General features: G+C 50.9%; 20 protein-coding genes. 5 read left to right on the top strand and 15 right to left on the bottom strand.

Going from position 1 to position 19,678, the window contains the following annotated elements:
- Positions 1-154 precede the first annotated feature (154 nt).
- The 3 genes from B5F07_RS01325 to B5F07_RS01315 all read left to right on the top strand — a co-directional run bounded on the left by B5F07_RS01325 (position 155) and on the right by B5F07_RS01315 (position 2,030).
- Complete coding sequence (locus B5F07_RS01325) at positions 155-712, top strand: RNA polymerase sigma factor (protein WP_087159468.1); 558 nt, start codon at positions 155-157, stop codon at positions 710-712.
- Positions 709-1,737, top strand: a complete 1,029-nt coding sequence (locus B5F07_RS01320; protein WP_087159467.1) for a hypothetical protein — start codon at positions 709-711, stop codon at positions 1,735-1,737. Before B5F07_RS01325 ends, B5F07_RS01320 begins: the two co-directional genes overlap by 4 nt.
- An 80-nt stretch (positions 1,738-1,817) precedes the next feature.
- The gene (locus B5F07_RS01315; protein ID WP_087159466.1) at positions 1,818-2,030 is read left to right on the top strand and encodes a hypothetical protein; all 213 of its coding nucleotides are present in this window, start codon (positions 1,818-1,820) and stop codon (positions 2,028-2,030) included.
- Positions 2,031-2,032: 2 nt separating this feature from the next.
- Here the strand turns inward: B5F07_RS01315 and B5F07_RS01310 are convergent, their stop codons facing one another.
- Complete coding sequence (locus B5F07_RS01310; RefSeq protein ID WP_087159465.1) at positions 2,033-2,710, bottom strand: alpha/beta hydrolase; 678 nt, start codon at positions 2,708-2,710, stop codon at positions 2,033-2,035.
- A 212-nt stretch (positions 2,711-2,922) separates the two neighbouring features.
- Here B5F07_RS01310 and B5F07_RS01305 point away from each other — a divergent pair, with 212 nt between their 5' ends.
- Positions 2,923-3,303 (top strand): hypothetical protein, encoded by a 381-nt coding sequence (locus B5F07_RS01305; protein WP_140397963.1) that lies wholly within the window; start codon positions 2,923-2,925, stop codon positions 3,301-3,303.
- A gap of 183 nt (positions 3,304-3,486) precedes the next feature.
- Here the strand turns inward: B5F07_RS01305 and B5F07_RS01300 are convergent, their stop codons facing one another.
- The 13 genes from B5F07_RS01300 to mgtE form a co-directional block, all read right to left on the bottom strand.
- Entirely contained in the window at positions 3,487-4,335 is an 849-nt protein-coding gene (locus B5F07_RS01300; RefSeq protein ID WP_087159464.1) for an undecaprenyl-diphosphate phosphatase, read from the bottom strand.
- A gap of 20 nt (positions 4,336-4,355) precedes the next feature.
- Complete coding sequence (locus tag B5F07_RS01295; RefSeq protein WP_087159463.1) at positions 4,356-4,871, bottom strand: DUF1653 domain-containing protein; 516 nt, start codon at positions 4,869-4,871, stop codon at positions 4,356-4,358.
- An 11-nt stretch (positions 4,872-4,882) separates the two neighbouring features.
- The gene (ilvA, locus tag B5F07_RS01290) at positions 4,883-6,097 is read right to left on the bottom strand and encodes a threonine ammonia-lyase (protein WP_087159462.1); all 1,215 of its coding nucleotides are present in this window, start codon (positions 6,095-6,097) and stop codon (positions 4,883-4,885) included.
- Complete coding sequence (gene ftsY, locus B5F07_RS01285) at positions 6,075-7,031, bottom strand: signal recognition particle-docking protein FtsY (RefSeq protein ID WP_087159461.1); 957 nt, start codon at positions 7,029-7,031, stop codon at positions 6,075-6,077. The genes ilvA and ftsY overlap by 23 nt, the downstream gene beginning before the upstream one ends.
- Before the next feature lie 52 nt (positions 7,032-7,083).
- Positions 7,084-10,644, bottom strand: coding sequence for a chromosome segregation protein SMC (gene smc, locus B5F07_RS01280; RefSeq protein WP_087159460.1), 3,561 nt, complete (start codon positions 10,642-10,644; stop codon positions 7,084-7,086).
- 12 nt (positions 10,645-10,656) lie between these two features.
- Positions 10,657-11,346 (bottom strand): ribonuclease III, encoded by a 690-nt coding sequence (gene rnc / locus B5F07_RS01275; protein WP_087159459.1) that lies wholly within the window; start codon positions 11,344-11,346, stop codon positions 10,657-10,659.
- A gap of 73 nt (positions 11,347-11,419) precedes the next feature.
- On the bottom strand, positions 11,420-11,650 hold the full coding sequence (gene acpP / locus B5F07_RS01270; protein WP_087159458.1) for an acyl carrier protein: 231 nt from the start codon (positions 11,648-11,650) through the stop codon (positions 11,420-11,422).
- Between the two features lie 17 nt (positions 11,651-11,667).
- Complete coding sequence (gene plsX, locus B5F07_RS01265; RefSeq protein ID WP_087159457.1) at positions 11,668-12,702, bottom strand: phosphate acyltransferase PlsX; 1,035 nt, start codon at positions 12,700-12,702, stop codon at positions 11,668-11,670.
- A 139-nt stretch (positions 12,703-12,841) separates the two neighbouring features.
- Positions 12,842-13,021 carry a 50S ribosomal protein L32 gene (rpmF, locus tag B5F07_RS01260; protein ID WP_004846204.1) on the bottom strand — a complete coding sequence of 60 codons (180 nt, stop codon included), beginning with the start codon at positions 13,019-13,021 and terminating at the stop codon, positions 12,842-12,844.
- 3 nt (positions 13,022-13,024) lie between these two features.
- Positions 13,025-13,552 carry a YceD family protein gene (locus B5F07_RS01255; protein WP_087159456.1) on the bottom strand — a complete coding sequence of 176 codons (528 nt, stop codon included), beginning with the start codon at positions 13,550-13,552 and terminating at the stop codon, positions 13,025-13,027.
- Positions 13,553-13,630: 78 nt separating this feature from the next.
- A complete protein-coding gene (locus B5F07_RS01250; RefSeq protein ID WP_087159455.1) occupies positions 13,631-14,830 on the bottom strand; it encodes an acetate kinase in 1,200 nt (399 codons plus the stop codon).
- A gap of 18 nt (positions 14,831-14,848) precedes the next feature.
- Positions 14,849-15,847 carry a phosphate acetyltransferase gene (gene pta / locus B5F07_RS01245; RefSeq protein WP_087159454.1) on the bottom strand — a complete coding sequence of 333 codons (999 nt, stop codon included), beginning with the start codon at positions 15,845-15,847 and terminating at the stop codon, positions 14,849-14,851.
- 216 nt (positions 15,848-16,063) lie between these two features.
- Positions 16,064-17,416, bottom strand: a complete 1,353-nt coding sequence (gene mgtE, locus B5F07_RS01240; protein ID WP_087159453.1) for a magnesium transporter — start codon at positions 17,414-17,416, stop codon at positions 16,064-16,066.
- A gap of 88 nt (positions 17,417-17,504) precedes the next feature.
- On the opposite strand from mgtE, the gene B5F07_RS01235 reads away from it, so the two are divergent.
- Entirely contained in the window at positions 17,505-18,791 is a 1,287-nt protein-coding gene (locus tag B5F07_RS01235) for a nucleotidyltransferase (RefSeq protein ID WP_087159452.1), read from the top strand.
- Positions 18,792-18,802: 11 nt separating this feature from the next.
- Here the strand turns inward: B5F07_RS01235 and B5F07_RS01230 are convergent, their stop codons facing one another.
- Positions 18,803-19,666: a DegV family protein gene (locus tag B5F07_RS01230; RefSeq protein WP_087159451.1), complete on the bottom strand. Its 864-nt coding sequence runs from the start codon at positions 19,664-19,666 to the stop codon at positions 18,803-18,805.
- Positions 19,667-19,678 lie beyond the last annotated feature (12 nt).

Raw genomic sequence — 19,678 nt, 5'->3', positions numbered from 1 at the left:
TAAATATTACATCTGTAGTATTTATAAGTCAAGGAAATATTACTTTGCACACTTATTGAAGAAAAAATATTTTTTTCTGTAGTTTTTCCTTTCAAAACGGTAGTATATAATTGAGAGCTGAAAAAAGATCTGATCGGAGGGAGGGACAGAGCCAATGGATGACAGGGAAATTATCCGCCTGTATTTTGAACGTTCGGAGCAGGCGATCCGGGAGACGGACAGAAAATACAGAAAACTGCTCTTCCAACTTTCGTTTCACATTTTAAATAACCGTGAAGATACAGAGGAATGTATCAGCGACACTTATCTTGGTGCCTGGAATGCCATTCCGCCCGCAGATCCTTCTCCGCTGTCCGCTTTTCTCTGCAAAATTGCACGGAATATTTCTCTGAAGCTCTTTTACCGGAAAAGAGCGCAGAAACGCAGCAGTGTATGTGATATTGCTATAGAAGAAATGGAAGCCTGTCTTTTTGCTCCCGACACAGTGGAGGCCGAGATCGATGCCAGAGAACTTTCCCGGATCATCGGAAGCTTTCTGGATACGCTTCCACCGGAAAACCGGGTAATCTTTCTGCGACGCTACTGGTTTTTTGACAGCTATGGCGAAATTGCCGGGCACATGGGAATAACGGAGAAAAACATATCCGTCCGTCTTACCCGTATCCGCAGGAAACTGAAAAACTATCTGGAAAAGGAAGGGGTGTTATTATGAGCAGAAAATTTTCTTCCAAACTGTTTTTCGAGGCAATGAACAAACTCGACGACCGCTATATTGAAGAAGTGCTGCAGTTTAACAGCAGCAGGAAACGATATTTTTCGCGCCGTAAACGCGCAGTTATGATGCACCGTAAACATACGCTCAGGCTGTGCCCTAAAAATGCGGCAAACCACCGCCCTCTTCTGCTGCCTGCTGCCGCCGGTCTGTGCCTTATTGTCAGCGCGGTTTTTCTCGGCTCACGGATTCTGCACAGGGACGCACTTCCTGATGTCAAAGAGATCAGCGGCATTACCGTGTCCGGGGAAGGTATCACGATTCCCCCGTTGCAGATTTCCCTCTCAGCCGAAGATTCCGGTACTTCGGCAAGCATGATTCCGTTCTTCATCTATCAGGGACAGGTGTATACCCAGTATGAAATTTTAAGCGACAGCACAGCGCTTCTTGCACTGACTGGGGAGTATCTCGGCACCGCATCAGGTCTGATTGATGAGTGGACTCCTGATGACGGCTATGTGGAACTTGCAGGCAGTGTCAGCGGAGATTTCTATTCAGCAAAAGGCTATGAACCTTCCTTCATGCTCTTACTGAAACAGGATGACGGACCGTCAGCCACCTATATCTGCGGCAGCGGCATTACACTGAAATACGGCTCCGAACTTTTCGAGGAACGGCTCCATCTCTCCGGCTACATTTCGGCAGAATATGAAAGCAGGGAATCCTGGTATTATTCGCAGGGAATCCGCCATGACATAGAGTTCGGACAGACAGACGTGCTGAATTCCTTTATCAGCGCAATGAATTCGGCGGAATTTATACCGACCGGCAGTATTCCCCTGGATGAAGGCGAGACTTCCGTCTACGATGACAGAGAAATCTTCCATCTGTATTTCCATATGCCTGACAGTATGACCGTGGAACTGCGCCTTTTTGAAGGCGGCTATGTCTCCTTCGAGGGTATACCGGACGTATGCGTTCAGGTGCCTGACAATATTTTTGAGGCACTTGTCAAAAATTTTTGATAGACATTTTCGCCCTGTTATGAAATAATATTTACAGAAATCATACTGCAATCAGATATTGCGCGAAAGGAGACAGAAAAATGCTGAAAAAGATTGAAAAAGACACGAATACTGTAAAAACCAACCACAGGATGATTCTGACCGGATGGATTGCCATTATCCTGTCCATCGTCCTGTCGCTCAATGATTTTTCTCTGCCTCAGGGGACTGCCGACTTTATTACCGCCGCTGCGCCCTGGGTTCTTCTCGGACTGGGGATCGCCTTTCTATGCGCGCCGGGAATGAAAAAATAACATTATGGTCTACCCAGAAGCCAACGTATCCCGGCGGCACTCCGCTCCACAGTATTATTAAAGTGACCGCCGGGATTCAGCTGAAAAACCGTATCCTTTCCCCGGCTTTTCAGAAATGTTTCGATCTCCTCTGTATTCTCCCGGACACACTTCATGGTTCTGTTCCTCGTCCTGTTTTCCCTGTCGCCCAGCGAGAAATAGATATGCTCCGCTTTTACCTCTTCCCCATGGCTGAGGATATAATCTTTGATTCCCGGAAACCAGAGGGAACCGGACATGCTTGCAGCGCGGGGAAACAGCTCCGTCCGGCAGACTGCATAAACAGCGAACAGACCGGCAAGCGAATAGCCGGCAAGTCCGCGCCATACCGGTTTTCCCTTTATCTCCCGCTCCGCTTCCGGAATAATCCGCCCAATCAAAAAATTCAGGTATTCATCTGCCCCGCCGGTAAAAGCCGCATCTTTTTCCGAAATCGAAAGGATATCCCAGGGAACCATATCGTGATTCCACTCCAGATTGCCGATAACCGCGAGATTGAAATCCGGACAGCCGTGAGCCTGCAGTTCCTGAAATACCTGTTCCCCCTCATCTCCGAACGTATTGAGATAGATCACCGGCCGATCCGGCTCTGAGCCCGGAAATATGGTTACTGCTTTATTTTCCGCTGTAAATGAAATCATTGATTCCGCTTCCCTTTCTGTCTGATATTTTTCCCTGTTTACTGCGCATGTACCTAACACAGGCGATAATATTTTCTTTATTTTTTCTTTAATTATACCCATACACCTTACACTTTGTAAAGCGCCCATGCGTTGACGGCAGAGGGCATTTCCTTACCTCGATTGCAACCGTTATAGGTCAGGGAGTGACTTTCCTGACAGCAGTGATTTATATGTTGAGATATAAACAGTTTACTCTAAATATTCCGTTCTCTAACATAGCGTCAGTATCAAAAAATATTATTAAAATCGGTGTATCAACAGAAGTAAATATTGAAGTGGGTAAGATTATACCGATATTCCTCATTTCTGTTCCGTTCGTCGCTGTAACCCGTATTACAACTGTCAGTTTTTATGCAACAGAAGAGAGTATATTTTCCTACGTTTTAACATACATAGAACCTTTATTTATGCTTGTTTTTATGTTTGTATTACCGCCATTATTCGGCGGACAGATCATGATCTGGTGGAGTACCGTATTTGCAAGAATATTATCAGCCGCGCTGTCACTTGTGTTAAAAAGCCGTGTTGACAGTAAAAAGCTGGCAGTATGAATGCTCCTTCTGATATGGAAAATTAAGCAGAAAAAAAGAGGAGCAGACCCGGATGAGTGAGGATGAACAGTCCGCCCTGTTCACCGCGTTCCCACTCTTTTCCTGTCTGCTCTCTGTCTTTTCTGTATGTAATCCCCGGCTAAGATCGTTCTCCGTTATGTCCGGCTGCGGGCAGAAAACCGCCTATCTCAGTATAAAATACAGCAGCACCAGCACGCCGAGCACGATCCGGTAATATCCGAATACCTTGAAATCATGTTTCTTGATATACCCCATCAGGAACCGGATAATCAGCATGGATGAAACAAAAGCCGTCACCATGCCGATCAGCAGGATCAGCACCTCGAAGGAGGTAAACTCCAGGCCGAACTGCACCAGTTTTAAAAGGCTTGCTCCGAACATCACCGGGATGGCGAGGAAGAAAGTAAACTCCGCCGCAACTGTCCTGGAAACGCCGAGAAGAAGCGCACCCACGATCGTAGCGCCTGACCGGGACGTTCCCGGAAAGATTGCTGCGATAAGCTGGAATACCCCGATCAGCAGAACAGTCTGGTAGGAAAGCTCTCCCAGGCTGTTGACCTTCGCCGGCTTTCCTTTGTGCTGCTCTTCGATCACAATGAAGGCGATACCGAAAATAATCAGCGCAAGGGCAACGCACTGATAATTGTAGAACAGTTCCTCAAACACATCATTGAAAAGGATTCCTACTACAGCCGCAGGTATGCATGCGATCAGGATCTTAACCCACAGATAGAAGATATCCTTTTTTACATACCGCAGCACGCCGGTTCTGGCGAGCCGGTTGCTCTTTCTCGTCTTTCCGAACGGGAAGATCTGGTGCCAGAACAGAACCACCACTGCAAAGATCGCTCCCAGCTGGATGACAACCTCAAACATGCTGTAAAATTCTTCCGATACATCCAGTTTGACGAACTCGTTTAACAGAATCATATGCCCGGTACTGCTGATAGGAAGCCACTCTGTGATTCCCTCCACAATACCGAACAGAAATGCTTTGAAAAATTCAATCACTGTCTTATACTCCTCTTCTATTATCTGAGCCTGCGGCTCTCATATTTTACTTTCGTCCTTAAGAACCGCAGAAGCCCGGCATACCGCTCTTCCATGGTCTCTGCATTTTCCACAAATTCCAGACTCTCTGATGCCGCGGTCAGGAAACGGTCGCTCATCTCGCTGCGGTGCTTCTGAAGAAATTCGATCCTCTCCTCATTGTCCTTCAGATCAAGAAATGCCAGAATCAGCTCCTCCGGGCTTTTCCCCTCAGCCCTTTCCCTGTCGGGACGCTTCGTTTTCTCCTGCGTGTCCTCCCGCACAAGCTCGAAGCGGTACTCCTGGTCAGCATCCGGATATTTTTCTTTATCCACCGGACTTAAAAACTGCTCCAGGAGGCTGACATAGACTTTTCCCTCCTCATTCGTATCATCATTTGGCCGGAAAACCACCATCTCCCCGCCGTTCTCCGTCCAGACGGCGATATGGAGGATCCGGTAGAGCTTTCCCCGAAAATGTCTGTAGACTTCTCCCTTTCCCGGTTTTCTGCGATTCATTTTTTCTCCCCTTAATATAATTTTGCGCTGATCAGTTTCGGCCGGAATCCTTTTTTCTCCAGAGCATCCAGGATCCGGTTCTTATGCTCGGTGCCGAACGCCTCCATGGTGATACGCAGCTCCACAGCGGCATTCCGGTTTGTGCTGACAAACTGATTGTGCTCCAGTTTGATGACATTGCCCTGCTCGTCTGCGATGGTCTTTGCCACCTGCACCAGTTCACCCGGCTTATCCGGGAGCAGGACAGACACGGAGAAGATCCTGTCTCTCTGGATCAGGCCGTGCTGTACGATGGAGGACATGGTGATTACGTCCATATTTCCGCCGCTTAAGATGCAGACTGCCTTTTTGCCCCTGAGATCGAGCTGTTTCAGAGCCGCCACGGAAAGGAGGCCGGAATTCTCCACGATCATCTTGTGATTCTCCACCATGTCAAGGAAAGCGCCGATCAGCTCATCATCTTCCACCAGAAGGACTTCGTCCACGTTTTCCTGCACGTAGGGAAGGATCTTGTCGCCCACTGCTTTTACAGCGGTTCCGTCAGCGATCGTATTGGCACTTTCCAGTTCCACGACCTCACCTGCCTTGAGAGCTGCCGTCATGCTCGCCGCCTCGGCAGGCTCCACACCGATCACTTTGATCTTCGGGTTGAGCATCTTTGCCAGAGTGGACACACCGGCGATCAGCCCGCCTCCGCCGATGGGAACAATGATGTAATCGACTGTGGGAAGCTCCTGGACAATCTCCATGGCAATGGTTCCCTGTCCGGTTGCCACATCCAGGTCGTTGAAGGGGTGTACGAACGTATATCCGTTCTTCTCCGCCAGCTCGCACGCATAGGCATAGGCGTCGTCATATACATCCCCGTAGAGGATGACATCCGCTCCGTAGCTCTTGGTGCGGTTCACCTTGATCAGCGGTGTGACCGTAGGCATGACAATGGTCGCCTTACAACCGAATTTCTTCGCAGCAAATGCAACGCCCTGGGCATGATTTCCCGCAGAAGAAGTAATCAGCCCCCTGCTTCTCTCCTCCTCGGAAAGCGTGCTGATCTTGTAATATGCCCCGCGGATCTTGTACGCCCCGGTATACTGCATGTTTTCCGGCTTCAAATAAACTTTTCCCCCGGTCTGCTCGCTCAGATAGTCACTGTAGACCAGTTTCGTGGGATTGGTCACTTTTTTTACCAGTTCACTGGCTTCCTCAAATTTCTCCAACGTCATCATTTTTATCATCCTCTCTGTAGAATAGTGCTTTCACAAACTCCTCTGAATCAAATTTCTGCAGGTCATCGATGGACTCGCCCACGCCAATGTACTTCACCGGGATACCGAGCTCCGCCTGAATGGCCACTGCAATCCCCCCCTTGGCGGTCCCGTCCATCTTGGTAAGGATCACGCCTGTGACATCCGCCACCTCGTTAAACTCCCTCGCCTGGGCAAGGGCATTCTGTCCGGTGGTAGCGTCCAGTACCACCAGAGTCTCGCGGAAAGCTTCCGGGTACTCCCGGTCAATCACCCGGTTGATCTTTCGCAGCTCCTCCATCAGGTTCTTCTTGTTGTGAAGCCGTCCCGCCGTATCACACAGCAGAACATCCGCCTTTCTCGCCTTCGCAGCCGCAACCGCATCATAGACGACGGAGGCAGGATCCGCTCCCTCCTGGCCGCCGATCATCTCCACCCCCGCCCGGGAAGCCCACTCCTTCAGCTGCTCCCCGGCTGCAGCGCGGAACGTGTCTGCAGCCGCCAGAATCACCTTTTTATTCTGTGCTTTGAGTTTTCCGGCCAGTTTTCCGATTGTGGTCGTCTTGCCGACGCCGTTTACGCCGATGACAAAGACCACGGAAGTGCGGTTCTCGAACTCATATGCCGTCTCTCCCACATCCATCTGTTCCCGGATGCTGTCGATCAGCAGCTGCCGGCACTCAAGCGGCTCCCGGATATGCTGCTGGCGTACTTTTTCTTTCAGATCATCCAGAATATTCATGGTGGCGTGCACGCCCAGGTCTCCCATGATCAGCGTCTCTTCCAGCTCGTCGTAGAACTCGTCGTCGATTTTCGAAAAACCGTGGAAAATACTGTCCATTCCGGATACAATATTGTCTCTCGTCTTTGTAAGCCCGGAGACAAGGCGTTTGAAAAATCCCTGTTTCTCTCCCATAAGACGTCTCCTTTTTCTTTACTATCCTATTCTTTTCTCCCTGTTTCTATCCTTATTTATCCAGCTCGTCCTCCAGAAGGTCTACAGATACCAGGGTGGAAACCCCTTTCTCCTGCATGGTGATACCGTAGAGCCGGTCTGCGGCAGCCATGGTTCCTCTTCTGTGGGTAATGACGATAAACTGGGTGTGCTCTGTCAGCTTGTGGAGGTACTGGGCGTACCGGGACACGTTGCTGTCGTCCAGAGCCGCCTCAATCTCATCCAGCAGACAGAAAGGCGACGGTTTCAGGTTCTGGATCGCAAACAGCAGGGAGATCGCGGTCAGGGCTTTCTCCCCGCCGGAGAGCTGCATCATGTTCTGCAGTTTCTTTCCCGGCGGCTGCGCGATGATGCGGATTCCCGCTTCCAGAATATCCTCATCCTCCATCAGTTCCAGCGTTCCCTTTCCGCCTCCGAAGAGCTGCCGGAACACGCTGTTGAACTCCTCGGCAATCCGTCTGAACTGCTCCGCGAACTGCTTGCGCATGGCAGTGTCAAGCTCGGCGATGATCTGCACAAGAGAAGCCTCAGCCTCCACCAGATCATCGTGCTGTGCCTTGAGGAACGTATAGCGCTCCGATACGTTTTTAAAGTCCTCGATGGCATTTACATTGACAGTGCCAAGTTTGCGGATCTCGTTTTTCAGAGTCTGGATCTGCCGCTTCATGAATGCCAGATCGGTAAGGTTCTCATTCCGCAATTCCATGGCCATGTTATAGGTGAGTTCATATTCCTCCCACATGTAGTTGATCTGCTTCTCCGAAGCTTCCTCATAGGATTCTTTCTGGCTGTTCAGACGGAAGCACTCCTTGTCCAAGGCGGAGATATGTTTGGAAAGTTCCTCCCGCATTCCCAGGAAATCCTTGTTCTTCTGGTTCAGCTCGTCCCTTTTTGCCGTCTGCGCCTTGATCTCGGAGCCGATCTCCTCGAAAAGCTCTTTTGAGTTCTCAATGGCCTCTCTGAGCTCCCGTATTTTCTCCTCTTTCTGGCGGATTTCCTCGGAAGCATTGCCTTTGCCTTCTTCCAGCTCTTTGAGCTCGCTCTCGAACTTCTCCGTCTCCTCAGTGATACGGGAGATATTCTCCTCGATAAAGGTGCTCTGCTGTTCCAGACCTGCAAGGGAAAGATGGAGCTGCTCGGACTCTCTGAGACGCACGTTCTCCTCTTCTTTCGCCTCGTCCAGCTCCTTCTGGAGCTCTTCAATCCGGGTGTTCAGTTCCTTTTCCAGATTTTCCGAAGTCTCCAGTTCCATCTGAATGGAATCCTCGTTATCCGCAATCTCTTTTAACTGCTTTGCCAGGCCGTCCTGCTCGCGGACATACCCTTCGCAGCGCTGCTGTGCCTCTCTCATGCGGATCTGCGTCTGCTCCACGTTCATCTTTGCCGTATTCTCTACGACGGAAGCCTTCCGGAGTTCCTGCTGGATCTGATCGATCTGTGCATAGCATGCGGCACGCCTGTTCTTCACTTCCGTAACAGCACGGTCCATCTCCTCCATGTCAGCCTTTAACATGGCAACGGTCTTCTCAAACTCTTCAATCTCTCTTCTTCTGCTGAGGAGATTACTGGAGTTCTTAAAAGCACCTCCGGTCATGGATCCGCCCGGGTTGATCAGTTCTCCCTCCAGAGTAACCAGACGGAGAGACTGTCTGTATTTTCTGGCAATGGCAATCCCATGGTCTATCTCATCCACCACGATGGTCCGGCCGAGCAGCTGGTCTGCCAGGCCTTCGAACCGTTTTTCCACGTGTACCAGAGTACTGGCAACGCCGATGACTCCGGGCTCACGAAGCGCCTCTTCGCTCCGGATCCCGCCGCTTCCCCGCATACTGGTCAGCGGGAGGAATGTGGCGCGGCCGAATTTATTCTTTTTCAGGAAAGCGATCATCCGCTTGGCCGTCTCCTCATTGTCGGTGACGATATTCTGGATACTGCCTCCAAGGGCGGTCTCGATGGCGATCTCATACTCCCTGTCCACCTTGATGATATCTGCCACAACGCCGATCAGACCTTTTTCCCGGTCCTTATTCGCCATGACCTTCCGGATACTGTTGCCGTATCCGTCATATCTCTCGGTAATGTTTTTCAGCGATTCCAGGCGGGAGGACTCTCTGTGGTATGCGGTCTGCCCGATCCGCAGCTTCTCCTGCTTCTCGGCGATCTCCTTCTGGTATGCCTCGATCTCCGCCTCCGCTTTTGTTATCCGGCTGCCGTATTCGGCGATCGCCGCCTGCACTGTCCTCAGATCTTCCTCATATTTCTTCAGGCTTTCCTGCTGTCTCTCCGACTCCGAGGAAACCTCGATAATATTTCTGGCAAGGACAGCCTTTCTCGCGGCAATCTGTTCCCTGGTGGTATCGTAGTGCTGGATCTTGGCCTTTGTGGAAGCCCGGTTTCCCAGAAGATCCATGATCTCCTGCTTCTTCTCCCCGATCTGGTCCGTATGTTCCGCGATCAGAGTCTGGACCCGGATGAGTTCCTGCCTGGCATTCTCATCCCGGGCTGAGGCCTCCTTAAGGTTTTCCTTCAGTTTTCTCCGGTCCTGTTCCAGCGCTTCCTTCTGGTCCGCCCTTGTGCTGATCTCCACAGCGATGGCGCTCTGCCTCTGGCCGTAGTGCTCGTCGTTCATGCGTGCCGTGTTGATCTGTTCCTTCAGCACGTTGATCTGCCCCTCAAGCTGCTGTTTTAAGAGGTTCGTCTCATTGAGCTGGTTCTTCGCCTTCTCAATCGCAAGATCAATCGTCTCCACTTCCTGTTCGATGGCGTCGTACTCTTCTTTCATCTTCCCGTACCGGGCATTGGACTCCTCCATCTCCGCAGAAGCATTGCCGTACTTTTCCTCCACATCACGGATGCGTTCCCTGAGCCGTTCCTCCTCCAGAAGGAACATATTGATATCATAGGATTTAAGCTCTTCTTTCTTTTTCAGGTATTCCCTGGCTGTCTCGGACTGCTTCTCCAACGGGCCGAGCTGCTTTTCCAGCTCCTTTAAAATATCGTTCACACGGGTCAGGTTCATCCGCTCTTCTTCCAGCTTTTTCAGGGAAACATTTTTCCGGCGTTTGAACTTTACGATTCCCGCCGCTTCATCAAAAAGTTCCCGGCGTTCCTCCGGCTTACCGCTCAGGATCTTGTCGATCTGTCCCTGGCCGATGATCGAGTACCCCTCTTTTCCGATTCCCGTGTCATAGAACATCTCATTGATATCCTTGAGCCTGCAGGCAGCCCCGTTGATCAGGTACTCGCTCTCCCCCGAACGGTAGAGTTTCCTCGTCACGGTGACTTCCTCAAACTCCACGGGAAGCTTGTGGTCTGAGTTGTCCAGAGTGATGGCAACCGACGCATAGCTCAACGGCTTCCGATTCTCGGTTCCGGAAAAAATGACGTCCTGCATGCTGCCCCCGCGGAGCTGTTTGACTCTCTGTTCCCCGAGCACCCAGCGGACCGCGTCCGCTACATTGCTCTTACCGCTTCCGTTGGGGCCGACAATCCCGGTGATTCCGTTGTGGAATTCAAATTTTATCTTGTTCGCAAAGGACTTGAATCCCTGCACTTCAATACTTTTTAAGTACATATCACACCCGCTTTACTTTTCCTTCTTCAGCCGCAGAATCGCCTCGTATGCCGCCCGCTGTTCCGCCGCTTTCTTGGACCGTCCGCTGCCGGCTCCGTAGACTTTCTTTCCGATCACCGCCTCCACGAAGAAGGACTTGCTGTGGTCCGGTCCTTCCTCTCTGACAAGCCGGTAAGCCACAGGCTCCCTTCCCTGTGCCTGCATCATCTCCTGGAGGATCGTTTTACTATCATAAAAGAGCTTCTTATCTTCCAGATCCGTGAGCACGAAACGGTGAATGAACTCTTTTGCATTAGTAAAACCACCATCCAGGTAAACTGCGCCGATGAGCGCTTCCATGGCGTCCGATGTGATGGAATCCCTCAGTCTTCCCCCTGTCGCTTCCTCTCCTTTTCCGAGGAGAAGATAATCTCCCAGGCCGATATCTGCCGCGCACATGGCAAGGGACGGCTCGCAGACCATGCTCGCCCGGGTCTTCGTAAGCTCCCCCTCCGAGACCTTTGGCGACTCCTTAAACAGAAATTCGCTGGATACCAGCTCCAGCACCGCATCTCCCAGGAACTCCAGGCGCTCGTTGCACTCATATTTCGGCATATTCTTTTCATTCGTATAGGAACTGTGCATCATCGCCCGCTTAAGGAGCGAAAAATCGCGGAACTCATACCCGATCTTCTTTTCCAGTTCTCTCAGTTTCTCCTCCATCTTCTCGTACCGCTCCTTCCTTTCCCCTGGAAAACGAAAAAGCCCACAGGGGCTTTTTTGTTTTCGCTTGTTTCTATTCCACTGCTTTTTTTATCTGATCAACTGCATCCTGTACAGTCACTATCTTTTCAGCTTCATCGTTGTCGATCTCGATATCGAACTCTTCCTCAATTCCCATGATAATCTGGAAAATATCCAGGGAATCCGCTCCCAGATCGTCCACAAACGTTGTCTCCGGTTTGATTTCATCTTTCTGGACATTGAGAACGTCCGCAATAATTTCCTGCAGTTTTTCGAATTCCATCATCAAATCCTCCTACCTTACTCGTTTTCTTTCTTTTCGTCTTCCTGCGCCTTCTGAATTGCTGCTTTTATCTTTTCGTTAATCTTCTGTTCCCGAAATGTGACGCACTGGATAATCGAATTGCACACTTCCCTGGAGTCTGAGCTTCCGTGGGTCTTGACAACCAGACCGTTGAGCCCGAGAAGCGGCGCCCCGCCGTACTCGCTGGCATCGAAATCCTTCATCGTAGCCTTGAGCGCGGGTTTTACAAGCAGTGCTCCGATTTTACTGCGAAGATTTGCCATCATGCCTGCCTTCACCTTTTTCAGCAGCGCTCCTCCGACTCCCTCATAGAGCTTCAGGATCACATTGCCGACAAAAGCCTCGCAGACGATCACATCCGCCGTCCCGTAAGGGATCTCTCTTGCCTCCACACTGCCGATAAAGTTGATGTCCTTACATGCCTTCAGAAGCGGGAACGTCTCTTTGACAAGCGCATTTCCCTTCTCCTCCTCAGCACCGATATTGACAATGCCGACCTTCGGGTTCTTCTTTCCCATAACGCTCTCCATATAGATGGATCCCATTCTCGCAAACTGTACAAGATGGGAAGGTCTGGCGTCCACATTGGCGCCGCAGTCTATGAGGAGAGATACACCGTTAAGCGTCGGAATCAGCGGCGCAAGCGGAGGTCTCTCAACTCCCTTGATCCTTCCGACAAGAACCTGTCCGCCGACAAGAACAGCACCTGTGCTGCCCGCCGAGACGAACGCATCCGCTTCCTTATTCTTTACCATCTTCATGGCAACCACGATGGAAGAGTCCTTCTTCCCGCGAATGGCCTTCACCGGCGGCTCAGCCGTCTCGATCACCTCTGTGGCGTTCACAATCTCAATCCGGTCCTCAGGATAAGTATACTTCGCAAGCTCCTCTTTGAGTACCTCTTCCCGGCCCGTGAGCAGGATCTTTATATCGCCGCGCTGCTGTACAGCCTCGACGGCTCCCTTTACGATCTCTCCCGGGGCATTGTCACCACCCATGGCATCGAGGGCAACCTTCGTAATATCAGACATTTTTCTTCCTCCTAACACTACTGAAATTATTCTAATGGAAAACCATATAAAAATCAAGCCCGTATATTTCCGTTTTTCCAGGAAATAGAAAGAGGGCGTAAAACACAATGTTTTTACGCCCTCCCGCTGAGCATTATAATTAGTCAACGGAGATGATTTCACGCTTGTTGTATGCTCCGCATGCCTTGCATACACGGTGCGGCATCATAAGTTCGCCACACTTGCTGCATTTCACCAGATTCGGAGCGCTCATCTTCCAGTTAGCTCTTCTCTTGTCTCTTCTTGCTTTAGAAGATTTATTCTTTGGACAGATTGACATAGGTTACACCTCCTTAAAATTCTTAAATAAGTCACGGACAACTGACATTCTAGGATCAAGTCCCGGATCTTCACAGTCACAGGACCCCGTGTTCAGATTTTGGCCGCACACCCTGCACAGACCTTTACAGTCATCCCGGCAGAGCACCTTTACCGGCCATTCAGACACAAGCTCATTTGCGAGCAGCGCATCCACGTCAAGATGATATCCGTCAATAAAGTTTGATTCATCCAGCTCCTCTGTCAGTTCTGCATCGGAGAGACCCACGTCAACATGCTTTGTAAAATTCGGAACAAATTCATATCTGACATCATCCAGGCATCTGTCGCAGGGAATATTTACGGAGAGCGAAGTATCTGCATGAATCAGCAGTTCCTTCCCTTTCACATGCTCCACACGCACATGCACCGGCTCCCGTTCAACAACCGGATAATTCCCCGACTTCAGCCGGATCTCATCCATCGTGAGGGGTACAGTCTCTTCAACTGTCTTATGCTGGTCTGACAAAACGTCTGATAGGTTGATTATCATAGTGATTACTCCTATTCATACCTAGACTATTATATCATGCGATTTTCGTTTGTCAACCAGAAAATCGAAAAAGACTTTCTATTTTCTCACCAGTGCAAGTGTCTCTCTTGCGATGGCGAGCTCTTCGTTGGTCGGAATAACGAATACTTTTACTTTTGAACCCGGTTTTGTAAGCTCTGCCAACTCTCCTCTGAGCCCGCTGTTCTTCTCAGCGTCAAAGTCAACGCCCAGGTATCCGAGGTAGCTGCACACCTGCTCTCTTACATAGTCGTCATTCTCGCCGATTCCTGCCGTAAATACGATATCATCCACGCCGTTCATGGCTGCCGCATAGGAACCGATGTATTTTGCCACTCTGTAGGAAAATACATCCATGGCGATCTTCGCCTTCGGATCCCCTGCATTCATGGCATCTGTCAGGTCACGGAAATCGCTGGAGAGTCCGCCGGAAAGTCCGAACACACCGGATTTCTTGTTCAGAACATTCATAACGCCCTCGATATCCAGACCTTCTTTCTGTGCGACAAACTCCATGATCGCCGGATCGATATCTCCGGAACGGGTACCCATTACCAGGCCCTCAAGAGGAGTAAGTCCCATAGAAGTGTCCACGGATTTTCCGTTCAGTACAGCCGTAACGCTGGATCCGTTTCCGAGGTGGCATACGATCGTCTTGAGATCCTCATACGGTCTTTCCATTACTTCCGCTGCCTTTTTGGATACAAAGCTGTGGCTTGTGCCGTGGAAGCCGTAACGTCTTACTTTATATTTTTCATAGTACTCATACGGAAGTCCGTACATATAAGCCTTCGCCGGCATCGTCTGATGGAATGCCGTATCGAATACAGCCACCATCGGAGTTCCGGGCATCAGCTTCTCACATGCCTCAACACCGATCAGGTTCGCAGGGTTGTGAAGCGGAGCAAGCTCGTTGCACTCTTCCACTGCCTTCTTCACCTCGTCTGTAATCACAACAGAAGAAGCGAATTTCTCTCCGCCGTGTACAATACGGTGGCCCACTGCACCGATCTCATCCAGGTGTTTCACCACGCCGGTCTGAGGATTGGTCAGGGCTTCGATTACATACTGGATTGCCTCTGTATGGGTCGGCATGGGCTTGTCTGATTTCTCTTTATCCCCGCCTGCCGGCTGATAGGTAAGGCGTCCGTCGATTCCGATTCTCTCGCAGATACCTTTTGCCAGTACTTCTTCTGATTCCGCATTGATGAGCTGGAATTTCAGAGAAGAGCTTCCACAGTTAATTACTAATACATTCATTTTCTTTCCTCCTAGAAATTATTTCTGTGCCTGAGCCTGTACGGAAGTGATCGCAACGACACCTACGATATCCTCTGCGCTGCATCCTCTTGAAAGGTCGTTAACCGGAGCTGCAATTCCCTGGGTAAGCGGTCCGTATGCCTCTGCCTTTCCGAGTCTCTGCACCAGTTTGTATCCGATATTTCCCGCATCCAGATCCGGGAAGATCAGTACATTGGCATGTCCTGCAACCGTGCTGCCCGGTGCTTTGGAAGCTCCGACTTCCGGAACGATAGCCGCATCAAGCTGCAGCTCTCCGTCCAGTTTCAGTTCCGGATCCAGTTCGTGAGCGATCTTCGTCGCCTCTACAACTTTGTCTACATCCGGGTGCTTTGCGCTTCCCTTTGTAGAGTGGGAAAGCATTGCCACAATCGGCTCGTGTCCTGTCAGGATACGGAAGGATTCTGCGGAAGAGATCGCGATGTTCGCCAGCTTCTCCGGATCCGGATTCTGCTCCAGTCCCGCATCGCCGAAAATAAATGTACCGTGGTCGCCCATCTCACAGTCCGGAACAACCATAAGGAAGAATGCGGATACCAGTTTTGTGCCCGGTTTCGTCTTCAGGATCTGAAGACACGGACGAAGCGTATCTGCCGTAGAGTGGCATGCTCCGGATACCATTCCGTCTGCATCGCCCATCTTTACCATCATTACACCGTAGTAAATGTAATTGGTGAGAAGAAGTTCTCTCGCCTGCTCTTCTGTCATGCCTTTTTTCTGTCTGAGTTCAACCAGTTTTGCGATGTACGCCTCTGTCTTGTCGTTCGTCGCCGGATCAACAATCGCTGCTCCGGAGATGTCGTAGTTTCCTTTGTTCTTCTCGATCTCCTCTTTGCTTCCCACAAGAATCAGGTCTGCAATTCCCTCTTTTAAGACTGTCTCCGCAGCCTTATATGTTCTTTCGTCCTCTGTCTCGGGAAGAACAATCGTCTTTTTGTCCGCTTTTGCTCTAGCCTTGATTTCATCAATAAATCCCATGATCTTAATAGCCACCTTTCATTTTTATCACTTGTTTTATTATAACTCAATGGTTTTTTGTATACAAGAGGATTCTATGTGCATTTTCAAATACAATCGCTAAAATTTCATTGCTTTTTTATATGATTGTTACAAAATAAACAATCTTTCATTTTTCTTTCATTCAGAGCATCCGGTTCCGCATACTTCCAATGCGGACGCGCCCTTTCAATTCCTTTAAATATGGAAAAAAGCCGTCACAATATTAAAATATACAAGGATGGTGCAGGTATCCAGGATGGTGGTGATCAGCGGCGCCGCCATGATGGCAGGATCCAGTCCCATCTTCTTTGCCAGCAGAGGAAGGATGCAGCCGATGCATTTTGCCATGGCGACCACGGCGATCATGGTGATCCCCAGAGCCGCCGCCAGGAGGATATTCTGATCATACATGATATAGATCCGGATCCCGTTTACCACGGCAAGGAGCACTCCGACGATAAGGGCAACCCGGATTTCCTTAAAAATAACCTTCAGAACATCTCCGAATTCGATCTCCCCCACCGCAAGCCCGCGGATTACCAGTGTGGAACTCTGGGATCCGCAGTTTCCGCCGGTTCCCATCAGCATGGGAATAAACGTGATCAGCACCGGCATCACCGCCATGGCATTCTCGTAATAACCCAGGATCTCTCCCGTCACAGTGGCGGAAAGCATCATCACCATCAGCCATGGCGTCCGGTTCCATGCATGGCGGAATACACTGGTTCCGAAATAGGAGTCTTCGTTGGGGCTGACACCGGCCATAATGCTGATATCTTCCGTAGTCTCATCCTGGAGGACAAGCATGGCGTCGTCCACCGTGACGATTCCCACCAGGCAGTCCTCGTGGTCGATGATGGGGATGGCCACAAGCCCGTATTTGTTGATCATGTTGGCCACCTGCTCCTGGTCGTCCAGGGTGCGTGCATACAGCACGTTGTCGTCCATGATCTCCTCAATCTTTCTGGATTCCCCGGCGGTGAGAAGATCCTTTACATCCACCATACCGATCAGCTTTTTCTTCTCTGTCACATAGCAGGTGTAGATGGTCTCCTTGTTGATGCCGACCTGGCGGATCTTCAGGATGGCGTCCGCCACCGTCATCTCCCGGCGAAGGCTGATATATTCCACGTTCATGATGCTTCCGGCACTGTCCTCCGGGTACTGGAGCAGGGCATTGATCTTCTTCCTTGTGTCCTCATCCGTAGCCATGAGCAGACGGTCCACCACATTGGCAGGCATCTCTTCCAGAACATCCACCGTGTCGTCCACATACATTTCCTCCATGACTTCCTCCAGCTCGGAGTCGGTCAGAGAATTGATCAGGTCCTCACGCATGTCGCTGTCCATGTCTGTAAAGACCTCCGCCGCCTCCTCCTTTGCCAGAAGCCGGAAGACAAGAGTCCGCTGTTTTTTGTCCAGCTCGTCGAGCATGTCCACGATATCCACCGGGTGAACCGACTCCAGCTCTTCTTTCAGTTTTTTGAACGCATGCTGTTCCAGCAGTTCTTCGGTCCGCTCAGCATCCAGTTTTCTGTTCTGTTCCATGACTGCACCTTCTTTACATATTTTTATCTGTTTGAAACCGTCTTTTTATAGTATAATATGGTAGAAACTGATATACAAGGAGACTGCTATGAAAATTGTCGGACTGATCACAGAGTACAACCCGTTTCACAACGGACACCTTTACCATATTGAAGAGGCAAAACGGAGGACCGGGGCGGATGCCGCCGTCGTCGTCATGAGCGGCGACTATGTCCAGAGGGGAACCCCTGCCATCATGCCCAAACGTCTCCGCGCGGAGATGGCGCTCAAGTGCGGCGCTGCTGCCGTCTTTGAACTGCCGCTGTGCTATGCCACCGGCAGCGCGGAGCTCTTCGCTCTCGGAGCAGTCTCCCTGCTGGACCGTCTGGGCATCGTCGATTTTCTCTGTTTCGGCAGTGAATGCGGAGATCTCTCCGCCCTGGAGAAAGCCGCCTCCGTTCTTTCTGAAGAGCCGGGAGAATACCGCAGTCTGCTCAGGAGCCATCTCAAAAGCGGGAAATCCTTCCCTGCCGCACGGCAGAGCGCGCTCTCGGAATATCTGGGCGACTCCTCAGGAAGCACCCTTCTGGGCGATCCCAACAACATCCTGGGGATCGAGTATCTGAAAGCGCTGAAAAAACTGGGAAGCCCCATCATCCCGTACACCATCCGGCGCCGGGGATCCCACTACCACGACCGCACCTTCACAGGGGGCAGCTACAGCTCCGCCTCCGCCATCCGCTCCCTCCTGGCGCACTCTGTCTCCTCCCTGCAGACAGACCGGACGCCCTCCTTTGAGGATGCGTCGTTTTCCGATATCATGGCAGACCTGGAAGGGCAGGTGCCTGCCTGCTGCCTGGAGCTGCTGAAAGATTACCATAAAGTGCTGTACCCGGTCTACTTAAACGACTTTTCCCTTCTCCTGAAATACAAGCTTCTCAACAAACATCCGGAGACTCTCTCCCTCTACATGGATGTCTCGGAAGAGCTGGCTGCCAGAATCTGTGCCAAGCTTGACAATTTCTTCAATTACCGGCAGTTCTGTGAACTTCTCAAGACGAAAGAGGTCACGCAGACACGGATCAACCGGGCCCTTCTGCACATCATGCTGGGGCTGAAAAAGAGCAGCGTAAATGAATACACGGAGAGCGGCCGGCATTTTTACGCACGGCTCCTCGGTTTCCGGAAGGATCAGGAACGGCTGATTCCCGCCATTGCCAAAAAAAGTTCCCTGCCTCTGGTCATCCGCCTCTCCGACAGCGGCGCTCTCCCAGAAACAGGGAAACGTATGCTTCGCAATGATATTCTCGCCTCTAACCTCTACATGTCCGTGGTCACCGATAAGTTCCGCACCGCGTACCGCAACGAGTACAGGCAGGCGGTTCTGAAGATCTGAGACTGTACTTCTTATCCCTGCACCCGCTTCATACAGGTCACTGCCATGGCGCCGGGACCGATATGGCAGGCAACACTCAGGGAAAGGGGACCTTCCACAATATCATACCCGGGAAAATGCTCCTTAATCTCCTGTTTCCACTCCTGCGCCTGTTCGGCGGAACAGGTGTAGGCCATTCCCAGAACCATCTGGTCTCTCACCTCTGCAAAGCGTCCGGAAAGGTCCTTCTCAATGGCGGAAAGCATTGTTTTTTTGGCAGCTTTCCACCCTCTCACCTTTGCATAGGCGTCCAGCTTCTCCCCCTGGATCTGCAGAACCGGCTTTAAGTTCAGAACGGTTCCTATGGCAGCTGCGGCAGGCGTAACCCTTCCGCCTTTCTTCAGATATTTCAGGGTATCCACTGTGATATAGATGCTCGCCTGCATCTTCTCACGCTCCAGAATCTCCCGGATCTCCCGGGCGGATTTGCCCTGATCCCGAAGATACATCGCATCATACACGGACTGCTCCTGTGTCACGGAAATCCTCTGATTATTGACCACCTCTACCCTTCCGCCGTACTCTGCGGCAATGGAAAGCGCTGTGGAGCACGTGCTGCTCAGCCCGCTCGACATGGGGATACATACGATTTCGTCATAATCCCGGAGCACTTTCTCCCACAGTTCCATGACAGCCGCAGGGGACGGCTGGGATGTGGAAATATCCGAATCTGCCTGAAGCTTCTCGTAAAACTGTTCCTGTGTCAGAGTAATGTCCTCAAAATACTGCTCCCCGTCAATAAAAAACGGCATCGGGAGCACATAAATTCCCAGTTCTTTTCCTCTCTTCTGCGTAATTCCGCTGTTGCTGTCTGTTACGATTGCCACTTTTCCCATGCTGTTCTTCTC

Source organism: Lachnoclostridium sp. An169 (genome assembly GCF_002160525.1).
Classification (GTDB): domain Bacteria; phylum Bacillota; class Clostridia; order Lachnospirales; family Lachnospiraceae; genus Mediterraneibacter; species Mediterraneibacter cottocaccae.
The sequence above is the reverse complement of the archived record's forward strand: the minus strand, read 5'-3'. Positions and strand labels throughout refer to the sequence as shown.